General features: G+C 60.9%; 13 protein-coding genes and 3 tRNA genes. 5 read left to right on the top strand and 11 right to left on the bottom strand.

Annotated elements, in window-relative coordinates:
• Positions 1-283: 283 nt before the first annotated feature.
• Complete coding sequence (locus HHL24_RS12300) at positions 284-2,119, top strand: ABC transporter ATP-binding protein (protein WP_169485737.1); 1,836 nt, start codon at positions 284-286, stop codon at positions 2,117-2,119.
• 111 nt (positions 2,120-2,230) lie between these two features.
• Here HHL24_RS12300 and otsA read toward each other — a convergent pair whose 3' ends face one another.
• From otsA to HHL24_RS12285, 3 genes are all read right to left on the bottom strand, one after another.
• On the bottom strand, positions 2,231-3,691 hold the full coding sequence (gene otsA / locus HHL24_RS12295; protein WP_169485736.1) for an alpha,alpha-trehalose-phosphate synthase (UDP-forming): 1,461 nt from the start codon (positions 3,689-3,691) through the stop codon (positions 2,231-2,233).
• 55 nt (positions 3,692-3,746) lie between these two features.
• Positions 3,747-4,496 (bottom strand): trehalose-phosphatase, encoded by a 750-nt coding sequence (otsB, locus tag HHL24_RS12290; protein WP_169485735.1) that lies wholly within the window; start codon positions 4,494-4,496, stop codon positions 3,747-3,749.
• Between the two features lie 63 nt (positions 4,497-4,559).
• The gene (locus HHL24_RS12285) at positions 4,560-4,973 is read right to left on the bottom strand and encodes a hypothetical protein (protein WP_169485734.1); all 414 of its coding nucleotides are present in this window, start codon (positions 4,971-4,973) and stop codon (positions 4,560-4,562) included.
• On the opposite strand from HHL24_RS12285, the gene HHL24_RS12280 reads away from it, so the two are divergent.
• From HHL24_RS12280 to HHL24_RS12270, 3 genes are read left to right on the top strand one after another with little or no spacing between them, the layout of a single operon-like run.
• Positions 4,972-5,541 (top strand): SCO family protein, encoded by a 570-nt coding sequence (locus HHL24_RS12280; RefSeq protein WP_169485733.1) that lies wholly within the window; start codon positions 4,972-4,974, stop codon positions 5,539-5,541. The genes HHL24_RS12285 and HHL24_RS12280 overlap by 2 nt on opposite strands.
• 18 nt (positions 5,542-5,559) lie before the next feature.
• The gene (locus tag HHL24_RS12275) at positions 5,560-6,021 is read left to right on the top strand and encodes a copper chaperone PCu(A)C (protein ID WP_169485732.1); all 462 of its coding nucleotides are present in this window, start codon (positions 5,560-5,562) and stop codon (positions 6,019-6,021) included.
• 9 nt (positions 6,022-6,030) lie between these two features.
• On the top strand, positions 6,031-6,915 hold the full coding sequence (locus HHL24_RS12270; RefSeq protein WP_169485731.1) for a cytochrome c oxidase assembly protein: 885 nt from the start codon (positions 6,031-6,033) through the stop codon (positions 6,913-6,915).
• 137 nt (positions 6,916-7,052) lie between these two features.
• Here HHL24_RS12270 and HHL24_RS12265 read toward each other — a convergent pair whose 3' ends face one another.
• The 4 genes from HHL24_RS12265 to HHL24_RS12250 all read right to left on the bottom strand — a co-directional run bounded on the left by HHL24_RS12265 (position 7,053) and on the right by HHL24_RS12250 (position 9,729).
• On the bottom strand, positions 7,053-7,559 hold the full coding sequence (locus HHL24_RS12265) for a GNAT family N-acetyltransferase (protein WP_169485730.1): 507 nt from the start codon (positions 7,557-7,559) through the stop codon (positions 7,053-7,055).
• Between the two features lie 118 nt (positions 7,560-7,677).
• Positions 7,678-8,436 carry a TraB/GumN family protein gene (locus HHL24_RS12260; RefSeq protein WP_169485729.1) on the bottom strand — a complete coding sequence of 253 codons (759 nt, stop codon included), beginning with the start codon at positions 8,434-8,436 and terminating at the stop codon, positions 7,678-7,680.
• 48 nt (positions 8,437-8,484) lie between these two features.
• On the bottom strand, positions 8,485-8,994 hold the full coding sequence (locus tag HHL24_RS12255; protein ID WP_206002825.1) for a hypothetical protein: 510 nt from the start codon (positions 8,992-8,994) through the stop codon (positions 8,485-8,487).
• A complete protein-coding gene (locus HHL24_RS12250) occupies positions 8,995-9,729 on the bottom strand; it encodes a hypothetical protein (RefSeq protein ID WP_169485728.1) in 735 nt (244 codons plus the stop codon).
• 256 nt (positions 9,730-9,985) lie between these two features.
• Here HHL24_RS12250 and HHL24_RS12245 point away from each other — a divergent pair, with 256 nt between their 5' ends.
• On the top strand, positions 9,986-11,002 hold the full coding sequence (locus HHL24_RS12245; protein ID WP_230417422.1) for a hypothetical protein: 1,017 nt from the start codon (positions 9,986-9,988) through the stop codon (positions 11,000-11,002).
• 179 nt (positions 11,003-11,181) lie between these two features.
• On the opposite strand, the gene HHL24_RS12240 is transcribed toward HHL24_RS12245, so the two are convergent.
• From HHL24_RS12240 to pgsA, 4 genes are all read right to left on the bottom strand, one after another.
• Positions 11,182-11,255, bottom strand: a tRNA-Cys gene (locus HHL24_RS12240).
• A gap of 104 nt (positions 11,256-11,359) precedes the next feature.
• Positions 11,360-11,435: transfer RNA gene (locus HHL24_RS12235), tRNA-Gly, on the bottom strand.
• 62 nt (positions 11,436-11,497) lie between these two features.
• Positions 11,498-11,573 (bottom strand) — tRNA-Gly (locus HHL24_RS12230).
• A 224-nt stretch (positions 11,574-11,797) separates the two neighbouring features.
• Complete coding sequence (pgsA, locus tag HHL24_RS12225; protein ID WP_169485726.1) at positions 11,798-12,391, bottom strand: CDP-diacylglycerol--glycerol-3-phosphate 3-phosphatidyltransferase; 594 nt, start codon at positions 12,389-12,391, stop codon at positions 11,798-11,800.
• Positions 12,392-12,508: the final 117 nt, after the last annotated feature.

Here is a 12,508-nt window from a genome sequence, read left to right as displayed (position 1 = left end):
CTTTGCCGGCAGGTATTGAAGAAATGCCGCACCGCGGTTGAATGCAATTTGTAATTATATCCCGAAATATTCCGCAGCCTGCATGAACCACTGCTCCACCGGTGGGTCGAGCAACAGTAGGTCGCGGTCGTCTATCGCGAAATCAGTCGCGCCATCGCCCGGATACACAGGGCGCAATCGCTTTTGCATGTTTACAATGCGAAGCATCGGCTTCGCAGCGAACGCTTTTGCTGTGGCCCATGGCTTGCATGAACAACCTGAAACACACCGACCTTACGATCAATTGGAACACTTAACCATCGCCCAGCGTAATGCCCAGAACGCAAAGCTCGCGAGCTATGCGCACAGGCCGCTTGCGTTTCTTTTCCGCTTTATTCGCCGCCATCCGCTCGCGCATGCGATCGTCCTGTGCAGCGTGTTTGCGGCCGTGGGCTGTGCGCTCGCTTCGCAATACGCGATCAAGCATCTGATCGACGTGCTCGGCGAAGGCCGGCATCACCCCGGTCCGCTGTGGGGCGCGTTCGCCATCCTGGTCGGCCTGATCGCCGCCGACAACATGCTGTGGCGGGTCGGCGGCTGGGTTGCCGCGCATACGTTCGTGGCCGTCACCGGCGACTTGCGGCGCGACCTGTTCCAGTATTTAAGCGGCCACTCGCCCACTTACTACTCGGAGAAACAGCCAGGCATGCTGGCGAGCCGCATCACGGCAACCTCGAACGCGGTCTACACCGCCGAAAACACCACCGCCTGGAACGTGCTGCCGCCGTGTATCGCGGTGCTCGGCGCGATCGTCATGATCACCGCCGTGAATCCGCTGATGGCGGGCGGCCTGATGCTGTGCTCGGCCATTCTGTCGGTCGTGCTTTACAAACTTGCCGGGCGTGGCTCGGCGCGGCATCACCATTTCGCGACAAAAGCAGCGTCGGTGGACGGTGAACTGGTCGACGTGATCAGCAACATGGGCCTCGTGCGCGCCTTCGGCATGACGTTTCGCGAACAGCAGCGTTTCGGCGCGACGGTCAAAGCGGAAATGGAAGCGCGCCAGCAAAGCCTGCTGTATCTGGAAAAGCTGCGCCTGCTGCATGCGGTGATCACCGCGTTGCTGTCGGCGGGCTTGCTGGGCTGGGCGCTGTGGCTGTGGGATCAAGGCCGTGCGACCTCCGGCGACATCGTGCTGGTCAGCTCGCTCGGCTTCACGATCCTGCACGGCACGCGTGATCTGGCCGTGGCGCTGGTCGACGTCACGCAGCACGTCGCGCGGCTTGCGGAAGCTGTTCGCACCCTGCTCGAGCCGCACGGCATGCCGGACCGCGACGGCGCCACCGAGCTCGTGCCGCAAGGCGGCCGGGTCGATTTCGAAAGCGTGACGTTCGCCTACCCGCGCCGCCGGCCGATTCTCGATCACTTCGATCTGCATATCGTGCCGGGCCAGCGGGTCGGTCTGATCGGTAAGTCAGGCGCGGGCAAATCCACCGTGCTGGCGTTGCTGCAGCGTTTCTATGAGACGCAGGGCGGTGCCATCAAGATCGACGGCCAGGACATCGCCACGATCACCCAGGACAGCCTGCGCCATACCATTGCGCTGGTGCCGCAGGATATCTCGCTGTTCCATCGCACGGTGTACGAGAACATCGCTTACGGCCGCCCTGAAGCGAGCCGGGAAGAAGTGCTCGCCGCTGCGCGCGAAGCCCGCTGCAGCGATTTCATCGAAGCCATGCCGGAAGGCTATGACACCATCGTCGGCGACCGTGGCGTGAAGCTGTCCGGCGGACAGCGCCAGCGCATCGCGATTGCGCGGGCGATTCTGAAGAACGCGCCGATCCTGCTGCTCGACGAAGCCACCTCGGCACTCGACAGCGCATCGGAAGAAGCGATCCAGAAGGCGCTCGACCGGCTGATGGTGGGCCGCACGGTGATCGCGATCGCGCACCGGCTGTCGACGCTGAACAACTTCGACCGGATCATCGTGATGAGCGCCGGCAAGGTCATCGACGACGGCAGTCCGGAAGAATTGCGCCAGCGGCCGGGCCTGTATCGCGATCTGCTCTCGAAGCAGTACGGTAAGGGCACCACGCTGCATATCGGCGGTAAAAAGGTGGACGAGCAGCACGTGGTCTAAGCAACGCGCCGCCCTCTGCTACCTCAGCAACACACTCAGCAACAAACAGAAAAGCCGCTTTCGAGCGGCTTTTCTGTTTTCCGGCAAGCTGAAATCGGGCCTGACAGCCGTCTATCCAACCGTGGTTTCGCGCACCGCTTTCTTACCCGATCCAGCGCGCACCTTCACGGTTCTGGTGCTCTTCGCACCATCCACGCTCTGAAGATCGCGCATGAAATTATCGCGCCACACCGACACGTTGTTCTCGCGCAGTTGCACCATCATGTCGCGATGACGCGCCTGACGCTCCGCAAGCGGCATCTCCAACGCTCTCGCGAGCGCTTCGGCCATTCCGTCGATATCGACCGGATTCACGATCAACGCGCCATCCAGTTCCTGCGCGGCGCCGGCAAAGCGTGACAGCACGAGCACGCCAGGATTCTCCGGATCCTGCGCCGACACGTACTCCTTGGCGACAAGGTTCATGCCGTCGCGCAACGGCGTGACGTAACCGACATGCGCCGTGCGAAACAGCGCGGCGAGCACCGAGCGCTCGTACTGCTTATGGATGTACAGGATCGGCGTCCAGTCCAGTTCGGCAAAGCGGCCATTGATGCGCCCCGACTCTCCTTCAAGCTGCAAGCGGATGTCCTGATACGCGTGCATGTCAGCGCGTGTCGGCGGAGCAATTTGCAGGAACGAGACCTTGTTGCGTTGCGCGGTGAAATGTTCCAGCAGACGCTCGAACGCGCGGAAGCGCTCAACCAGCCCCTTCGAATAATCGAGGCGGTCCACGCTCATGATCAGCTTGCGCGAATGCAGCGCCGTCTTCATCGTGCGCACCGGCTTGCCGCGCTCGCCCGCTTGCGCAAGTTCGGCGATTTCGTCCGGATAAACACCGATCGGATAAGCCGCCGCGCGCAAGGTGCGGCCGAACGCATGGACGGTCAGCGGGCCGCTGGCCGATACGTCGACCGTGCCGTTCGCCTCGTTGACGATGTAGTCACAGAACGCCCGCAAATCCGGCGCAGTCTGAAAACCGAGCAGATCGAACGAACAGAGCGCTTCGACCAGTTCGCGATGCGGCGGCACCGCCAGCAACACCTGCGAAGCCGGAAACGGAATATGCAAAAAGAAGCCAATGCGATTTTTCACGCCGGCTGCGCGCAACGCCTGGGCGAACGGAATCAGGTGATAGTCGTGGACCCAGATCACGTCGTCTTCGCGCAATAGCGGCACGAGTTGCTGGGCGAGCCACGCATTGACGCGGCAATAGCCTTCGAAGTCGTGCCGATCGTATTGCAGCAGATCGGCGCGGTAGTGGAACGCGGGCCACAGCGTGGCGTTCGAGAAACCGCGGTAGTACTGGTCGTAATCGCGGCGCATCAGCGCGATGGTCGCGAAGGTCACCGGTCCGCGCTCTTCCACCTTGATCTGGGGCTGGCCAGAGCTGAGTACGTCGCCGCTCCAGCCGAACCACATGCCGCCGGTTTCCTTCAGCGCGTCGTACACACCGACCGCCAGACCGCCCGCCGCCGGGCCGCCCTCAGAGATCGGCGCAACCCGGTTCGATACGATGATCAGTCGGCTCATGAAGCGCGATTCCCAATGCAGTAAGTCATGGTCGTTGGGCGATACGGCGTCACCATCACGCTCCGCGCGCGGCCGCGACAATCGATTCCAGCCAGTCGAGCAACGCCGTGACCGACTCGACACGCGTATGCGCCGTCGTGTCGCCCGCGCCCACCTTGATCGACAGGCCGCTGTGCTCATTGACGACGGCAAAGCCTTTCTCGTCGGTCAGATCGTCGCCGGCAAACACCGGCGTGCGGCCGACGAACGGCGGCTCTTCCAGGAATGCGCGCATCGCGCGGCCCTTGTCGACATCCTTCGGTTTGATTTCGTAGACCATCTTGCCCGGCTGCAACACATACGAGCCGGGGTAATCGGCAACCAGCCGCTCGGTCGCCTCGCGCGCCACCGGCTCGCGATCGGGTGCGTTCCGGTAGTGCAGCGCCAGCGCCGCGCCTTTGATCTCGAGCAGCATGCCGGGATGTTCGTTGACGACCTGCGCGAGCACCTGCTCCATGCGCAACAGTCGCGCGTCATGAAAGCCGATGCGCTGCGTGTCGCCGTTTGCGTCGCGCCGCTCGGCGCCATGCAGACCGGCGATCGGCAGATCGGGCATGCCGAGAAAACCGTCGATACTGTCGATGCCGCGGCCCGACACGATCGCGACCGCGCCGTTCGTGAGACTGCGCAACTCAGTCAGCAGCCCGATCACGCGCGGTTGCACCAGCACGCCATCCGGCGTGGGCGCGAGTTCGACCAGCGTGCCGTCGAAGTCGAAGAAAAATGCCGTCTCACCAGGAGACAGAACAGCCGGAAGTGCTTGCATCGGTTAATTTTGCCTTTCAGCCTTCTGTGGCCGGAAAAGTGTGCGCATCTTACCGCGCATCCGTCAATTTTTCGAGAAAGTAAGCCGGGACACAAGCCTGGCCGGGCGGCACGGCCGATGCACCTCACGATTGCGTTCAAAAAGAGAACGATTCGGTTTCAGCGAGCTTTCAACCGCCTGCGTCAAATTGCCTCGCAAACCATGCGCCCGCGGGTGCTGTGCGACGTCATCCGAGATTTTGCGATACAGTCGCAGCCACGCAGACCATTGCAGTGACAACCATATTTGCACACTATGACGCGCCGCGCGCTGTGCACGAACCACGCCGCGTCCATTCTCGGCCAGCGTCACGCGTCGCTCTTCAATCGAGTCATTGAACCCTGCTTTGTTCCCGATCATCTCGTCCCGAAACCCGCAGCCGAACCCCTTGCCGCTACGCCGGCCGTGGTCCGGCCGCCTCTTCGCGCTAACCGTCATGGTGGGCGTGCTCGGTGCGCTAACCGGCTGCACCCATCCCGCCGCGCCGTTCCAATTGACCAACGTGACCGGCCACTTGCCGGATCTCGATTTCACGCTGACCGGCGACGATGGCCGCGCCGTAACCGGTGATTCGTTTAAAGGCCGCACGTCGCTCGTCTACTTTGGCTATACGCATTGTCCGGACGTCTGCCCTGAAACGATGGGGCGCCTGATGCAGGTTCTCGGCAAACTCGGCCCGGACGCGCAAAAAGTGCGCATCCTGTTCATCACCGTCGATCCGGCACGCGACACGCCCAAAGCCTTGCATGACTACGTCGGCGCCTTCGACTCACAACACGCCGAAGGCCTGACCGGCACCGACTGGCAGATCGAGTCGCTCGCCAAGCGTTACCGGGTCGCCTATCAAATGGAAAAGCGCGACCCCAACGGCAACTACGAAGTCACCCATAGCTCGGCCGTCTATGTGTTCGATCAGCAAGGCCACGCGCGGCTGCTCGCCACTGATCACGATACTCCCGACGCGATCGCGCAAGACCTGCGCCGTATCATTGATGACCGTTCCTGACCTTTCCCCAATTCATCCATGTCGATCAAGATCAAAACGTTCGCCGCACTGAGCTGCACCCTCGCCCTCTCATTCGGTTTCACAACGGCCGCGCTTGCCGCGGGTGCTAACGCGATCAGCGTCAAAGACGCGTGGGTGCGCTGGCTGCCGAACAACCTCCCCGCCGCCGGCTACGTGACGCTGGTGAACGCGAGCGACAAGCCGGTCGACCTCGTCGATATTTCGAGCAATGACTACGGCGACGCGATGCTGCATCAAAGCGTGTCGAACGGCTCCACGCAAAAGATGGTGATGGTCGACAAGCTGACGGTGCCCGCTCACGGCCAGGTCGCAATCGCGCCGGGTGGCTATCACGTGATGCTCGAAGACGCGAAGCACAAGGTCGCGCCGGGCGACACCGTGCATCTGACGCTGAAGTTCTCCGACGGCGAAACGCTCGATACGCCGTTCGCCGTCAAGTCGCCCGCCCAGACCAAGTAACGCCCTGCGATGAACCTGCTCTACTGGCTCGACCCCTGGGAGTTTTCGCCGACCGTCGTCATCGCCTTGCTGGTACCGGCGATCCTTTTCGTGCGCGGCGCACACAAGGCGAAGGTGTCGATTCTCCGGCGCATTTCCTTCTGGTTCGGGCTGGTCGCGTTGTACGTCGCGCTGCACACACGCCTCGATTATTTCTTCGAGCATGAGTTCTTCATGCATCGTGCGCAGCATCTGGTGCTGCATCACCTCGGGCCGTTTTTTATCGCGCTCTCTTATCCGGGCGCCGCGTTACGCGCGGGCATTCCATTCAGCTGGCGGCAGCGCTTCGTGCGGCCTGCGCTCGAGACCCCGGTAGTACGCAAGCTGCTCGACGTGGTGATGCATCCGGTGGTTGCGGTCACGTTGTTCGTCGGGCTGATCTACTTCTGGCTGATGTCACCGATTCATTTCGTGGCGATGCTCGACTGGCGGCTCTATCGCGTGATGAACTGGAGCATGGTGATCGACGGCCTGCTGTTCTGGTGGCTCGTGCTCGATCCGCGGCCCGCGCCGCCGGCGCGTTTGTCGCCCGGCAAGCGCGTACTGGTCGTGATCGCCGCGATTCCGCCGCAGATCATGCTCGGCGCGTTTATCTTCTTTACGCCGCACGAGCTGTATCCGATCTACTCGATCTGCGGCCGCGCCTTCACGTGGCTGAGCCCGATGCGCGATCAGCAGATCGGCGGCCTGTTGCTGTGGATTCCGGGCTCGATGATGAGCGTGATCGGCGCGCTGGTGGCGTTGCGTCACTGGATGCGACTGTCGGCACGCGGTCGTCTGCGCGGCGAGCGGCGCGCAAAGGCGAAGCCAGACCTGGCGCGGGCCGCGACGGCGCCTGCGAGCGGCCACCGCTGAAATTTTCAGTTCTATTGAAGTCGCCGCGCTTAAAGCCGGCCGGCGCGCCACGCGCCGAGGCCGGCACATTTCGAAGGTATTGAAGTCGAAGTTCCCAGCGCTCGGCGTGCACACGCCGAGCCGCTTTGCGGTCTGGCTTAGGCAGAACGCATCCACACGTGCGGGATGCCGTCCTCTTCGTGAATCTCCGACACCGGCGTAAAGCCGAATGCGCCGTAGAAGCCTTGCAGATGCGCCTGCGCATGCAAACGGATTGGCGTACCTGGCCACTGCATCCGGATATGCGCGAGCGAGCGTTCGAGCATCGCGTTACCGAGGCCGATGCCACGGAATTCCGCTGTTGTCAGTACGCGGCCGATGCGGATATCGGTGTCGTTGGCATCCGGCAGCAGCACGCGCAGATAGCCCGCGAGCGGCGGGCGCTTGTTGTTGAATACGTCGCTCGGGCCAAAGGCAAACAGATGCCAGGCATCTGAATCGAGCCCGTCGATATCGCCATACACGCAGTTCTGCTCGACGACGAACACCGCGCTGCGAGCAGCCAACATCGCATAAACTTCGGCGGTCGTGAGGTCGTCGAACGCTTTCCAGCGCCATTCGAGTTGCGCCAGTCGCGTGGCGGCGGTTTGCTGCGGTTCAGTCATGGAAAATCTTCAAAAGAGGTACGCCTGCATGGGCGGCGGTAGAAGGGAATTATGCCGCGCCTCGAGGCCTCAGGCTATGCCACGCCAATACCTTGGCGGCCGGCCGCCGGCAAACCTGCTAGGCGCTTTTAAAAACCGGCTCGACGGGTCGCGCAAGACATTCGATCAGGTTTCCGGGACCACATAAATGCAACGCGCCGACAACCACCAACGTCCGCTCCGGCCGCCCGGTCAGTTCCGTCACACGCTCCGCCCACGCGCGATTGCGCGTATCGAGAATGGCGTGGCGGATGCCGGGCAGATTGAACATCGGCGACTCGACGGCGATCTGGTGCACGGCCTGCAAATCGCCATGCAGCCAGGCAGTGTGCATTCGCTCGAGCGTGCGCTGCGGTTCATCGAGATCGGACATCAGCATGCCAAGCGCGGTGCCAACTGCTTCGAGCGGAATCGATTCGAGCGACGCCGCCACTTCCTGCGCCGTCTCGAGATACTGGTACGGTTTGGCTTGCGTCAGCGCCGAGCGCAGCATGCGCGGCTCGACGCCTTCGACGACTTGCTGGAACAGCGTCGGCGCGACGATCAGCGCGGCCCACGGACGCAGTTCGACGAGCGGCGCCAACGGGCTCTCCGCGGGCCACACAGCTTGTAGCTGACGCCAGGCATCGGCGGATAGCAAGGGCCGCAGTTGATCAGCACCGCCCTGCGGCGGAGCCTTCAGAAACGGCAGGATCGTCGGCGGATCGGATTCGAACACCAGCGATTCGGCCCAGTCGTACGCTTCAGCGATCCATGGCGGCGTTCTGCGGCTCGTCGCCGGAAACAGATGCATCGAGCCGAGCAGACGGACGTTGGTGCCGGTGAGTTGTAGGTACATGCAGCCTCGTGTGGACGGGCAATTGCGCAAAGCGGCAATCAGGCAAATTCAATCTGCGGCGCGCAGCGCGGCGGACCGGCTCACAGCCCCTCGCCAGGCGGTCCGCACCGTGAACGCGACGAACAGCAGGAAGACGATCTGCGAAAGGTACAGGTCCGTGCGAATCGGATGATGCAGCGCGAACCATGAATTGTGCACCACGTCGGTCACGATGACAGCGACGCAGAGGATCAGCCCTGCTCCCGGACTCAACAGCAGTAGCAAAGCGGTTAGCGGATCGATGAAGAGCAGCGATGTCCAGTAGATTCGCGTCAGCGGCGCCGCGCCGCCGTAGTCCCACGATAGTCCGTGAACCAGGGCCACTTGCAGATGTGTCCACGTGGCGCCGCAAAGGCATAGCGCGTAAATCAGGCGCAGGAGGAAGGAGCGGCGTTCGAGGTTTGGAATACGCATGCCTGACCAGTTTTGCAGTAAACAAGGAATAGAAAAATAGCCCCGGCGTTCGGGGCTATTTTTCTTACGCAGCAAAATTAGACAGTTTAATCGCGCGTATTCCAATCATTCGGTGCTTCTTTTGAACGACTCCAGTTCGCCTGTATAGCGCTCGTTGCGCACGCCATTACTGCCGTAATATTCTTCCACTGACTTCACCCAGCGGCCGATCTCAGGCACATACCAGAACGCTTTATAGGTGCGTCCGGTCACCTGGACGGGGCCCGTTTTCTGTGCATGAGTGATCATGGCGGTATCGCCTTGCTGCGTCTGCACGGCTTGAGTGATGGTCTGCGTCGGCTCCATCTGCGCAACCCATTCGCCCTCCGCTTCGATTTTAATCGCCTGAAATTTCCCCGCCGGCACCTCGACGGTTTCAGTATCCACCACCCGATATTGGCTGCTCCACTTCTGCGAAGCGAAGGCCTTGTTCGGATGCTGTTCCGTATATTCCACGGTCCAGGTTTTGCCCGGCGATAGCGGGAAAACGAACGGCCGATTGACGACCACGTCCGCGCCATTCACGTTCCGTTCGCGACTCCAGTCGGCGCCTGCTATCACCTCACTCGGCGCCTGGGTCGAGCCAGACTGCTTCGATGTGTAGTAGATGTGGGACGCGGTTGCGCGCAAGACCGTCACCTCGTCGTGCGACTGGCGCCACGTTGAAGGCGCTTTCTCAAAGGTGTTGACGTAGGTCCACGAATCCCCGCCTTTAATGGCAGGCGCCGGTGCCGATTGCGCGATCGCCAGCAGTGGCAACCCAATGGCACACAGCACAGCAGCGGTTATGGTTTTTTTCATTGGTCGAAATTTTGTATTAACAGCGGGTTTGCCCTGCCCCGTGCTTTCGCGCCCTGGAAAACATCAAGAACCGTCGAATCGCATATCTAACAATGTTTCCGAATACGCGAAATAGCATGGGATACTGTACATGATTAGCAACGGGCTGCTAACGGTCAATGCGTTATTCATGGCTTTTAATTCAGTGCAACAAAAACTGAAAGATAAAAAATTAGAAATGAAAGAAAATAAAAAGCGATTGGTAAATCGACATTTCATGTTGGCCATGAGTGCCGCACTTATTTTATCTGCGTGTGGCGGTGGCTCGTCAGGTAGTTCGGGATCGACAGCAGCCAGTTCGAATCTGAGCGACGCGCAAAAGAGCTACGAAAGTGTCGCGCTCGCGGCAAACGGCGGCATGCACTATCTGAGCGCCGATCTGTCGATTAGCACATCGTCGACTGGCGCACTGACGGTCAGCCCAAGCAGTGTCTTCTATACCGAGGACTCGAGCGTCGCCCGGAGCCCTGCAAATGGGCCGCAGCCGATGACCGAAACATACACGTCCGTGTCGTCCGCACTGCAGGTTCCGGCAATCGCGGCGCCACGCTTACTCGTCAACGGCGTCGTCTATATCTCCGCGTCTCCGCCGCAAGCCCGGATCAGCTACTCGGGCGCGAATGTCCAGATAGATTATCTGGCGTCAGACGGTGAAACAGTGCTCCGCACGTTGCTTGGCACCAGCTACAGCGTCGTGCCACTAAGCGGCCTGATTTCTGCCTCTCCCGCCGAACTGTTCACGAACAGCGCCGTTGGCGTTCTGACGAATACATTGAACGGGCAATCGCTGTACAACCAGCAGGCCAGTTGGCAAACGGGTGCGGCCTACATCAAAGTCGTCAGGCACACGGTCGGCGACGAGGCCTTCACATACGACTGCCTCGCACCCGCCACGACTGGGACCAATCCGACACCGTGCTCCGCCACGATTTCGACGCTCGAAAATTTCTTTCCGTATGCGAGCACGACAGACGGCAAGACCTATCAGATCAGCGATGGACAGATCGTGACGCTCGCCGGAATGCGCGCATGGGTCGCCAACACGGCGCTGGCCTCGGCGACGACCGACTACCGTGTCTACTATCAGAGCAACGGCGGTATCTATGCGGGCTACCTGATCAAGGACGGCACGACGTTACAGCTCGCGCCGCTCGGCGGCGGGACGCCACAAGACAGCTACTACCTCCTGAACAGCGCGGCACTTCGATCGATCAAGTCGGCGATTGTTTTTTGAATTGGTGACGAGCGAGCATGCACAACTGTCTGCTCGCCGCCTCAAATGCGCGGAGGGTTGCGAGAGCCTAGGTGCTGGAACGCGTAGCCGCGCGCCGAAACGCTTAGAGTGAGCATCAGCGACGATGCCGCAAAAAAGAAAAGCCCCGACAAGTCGGGGCTTTTCTTTACTTCAACTACTGGAGGCGCGAGCCGGAGTCGAACCGGCCTAAACGGCTTTGCAGGCCGCTGCATAACCGCTTTGCTATCGCGCCGCAAGCGGATTGGAACCTAGCTGCAGATTCTCAGATTTGTCTGGTGAGCAACCGTAAGGACCGGCCCACCAAACAAAAAGGGAAGCGTTGCTTCCCCTTATGTATGGAGCGGGAGACGAGGCTCGAACTCGCGACCTCAACCTTGGCAAGGTTGCGCTCTACCAACTGAGCTACTCCCGCATTGCCCTACTTCACAACGCCTTGCACTTTTACTTCGCCAAACAACGCGCTGCTTCAAAAATTGGAGCGGGAGACGAGGCTCGAACTCGCGACCTCAACCTTGGCAAGGTTGCGCTCTACCAACTGAGCTACTCCCGCATTGTGCTGCTTTTGCGCTGCTAACTGCTGCCTTGTTACTGCAACTACTCTCTTACTGCCACCGCGCTTCAAACTGCGTGCATCGGAGAAACGAGATTATGGAGAAACGACCGAAACGTGTCAACCCCTTTTGCGAATGTCTTTACTGAAAAAACTTTCACTCACGCTTCAGCGACGTTCGGACACGCTTCAGCTGCTCGGGCGTTGCGTCTCAATCGTTCCGATCAGGCAACGCCACCCCGCTCGCGGATCTGTGGCCATGCGAGTTTCATGTAATAGAGCATCGACCAGATCGTCAGGAACGCGGCCAGATAGATCAGCCACAAGCCCCACACACGCGTATCGACAGTGACACCGCCGCCGAACGGCAACGGCCCGTAGAACAGCAGCATTGGAATCGCGACCATCTGGCACACGGTCTTGAACTTGCCGAGCGAATTCACCGCGACGCTCTTCGATGCGCCGATCTGCGCCATCCATTCGCGCAGCGCCGAAATCGCGATCTCGCGCCCGACGATGACCAGCGCAATCGCCGAATCGATCCGCGCGAGTTGCACGAGCACCAGCAACGCTGCTGTCACCATCAGCTTGTCGGCGACCGGATCGAGAAACGCGCCAAACGCCGAGGTCTGATTCCATTTGCGGGCCAGAAAGCCGTCGAACCAGTCGGTGAGCGCCGCCAGAATGAAGATCGTCGCGGCCGCCAGATTGCGGTGTGCCGGGCTCATCATCATGTCGGGCAAATAAAACACGCCGACGACGAGCGGAATCAGGACGATCCGCAGCCAAGTCAGGAAAATCGGAAAATTAAACGGCATGGGCAGGCGCAGCGTCTGACAAGGGAGATGCAATTGTGCCGTGTCACAAGGCCTGCCACAAGCAAAGCGGCGCGCGGGGCCTGGCACGCGCAATGCCGGAGCACTGCTTATCAGCCG

This window comes from Paraburkholderia polaris (genome assembly GCF_012927345.1).
GTDB classification, from domain to species: Bacteria; Pseudomonadota; Gammaproteobacteria; order Burkholderiales; family Burkholderiaceae; genus Paraburkholderia; species Paraburkholderia polaris.
The sequence above is the reverse complement of the archived record's forward strand: the minus strand, read 5'-3'. Positions and strand labels throughout refer to the sequence as shown.

Coding starts and splice junctions, on each gene's coding strand:
- otsA (WP_169485736.1), bottom strand. CDS start 3,691: ATGAGCCGACTGATCATCGTATCGAACCGGGTTGCGCCGATCTCTGAG.
- otsB (WP_169485735.1), bottom strand. CDS start 4,496: ATGCAAGCACTTCCGGCTGTTCTGTCTCCTGGTGAGACGGCATTTTTC.
- HHL24_RS12280 (WP_169485733.1), top strand. CDS start 4,972: ATGGTGGGCGTGCTCGGTGCGCTAACCGGCTGCACCCATCCCGCCGCG.
- HHL24_RS12285 (WP_169485734.1), bottom strand. CDS start 4,973: ATGACGGTTAGCGCGAAGAGGCGGCCGGACCACGGCCGGCGTAGCGGC.
- HHL24_RS12275 (WP_169485732.1), top strand. CDS start 5,560: ATGTCGATCAAGATCAAAACGTTCGCCGCACTGAGCTGCACCCTCGCC.
- HHL24_RS12270 (WP_169485731.1), top strand. CDS start 6,031: ATGAACCTGCTCTACTGGCTCGACCCCTGGGAGTTTTCGCCGACCGTC.
- HHL24_RS12265 (WP_169485730.1), bottom strand. CDS start 7,559: ATGACTGAACCGCAGCAAACCGCCGCCACGCGACTGGCGCAACTCGAA.
- HHL24_RS12260 (WP_169485729.1), bottom strand. CDS start 8,436: ATGTACCTACAACTCACCGGCACCAACGTCCGTCTGCTCGGCTCGATG.
- HHL24_RS12250 (WP_169485728.1), bottom strand. CDS start 9,729: ATGAAAAAAACCATAACCGCTGCTGTGCTGTGTGCCATTGGGTTGCCA.
- HHL24_RS12245 (WP_230417422.1), top strand. CDS start 9,986: ATGTTGGCCATGAGTGCCGCACTTATTTTATCTGCGTGTGGCGGTGGC.
- pgsA (WP_169485726.1), bottom strand. CDS start 12,391: ATGCCGTTTAATTTTCCGATTTTCCTGACTTGGCTGCGGATCGTCCTG.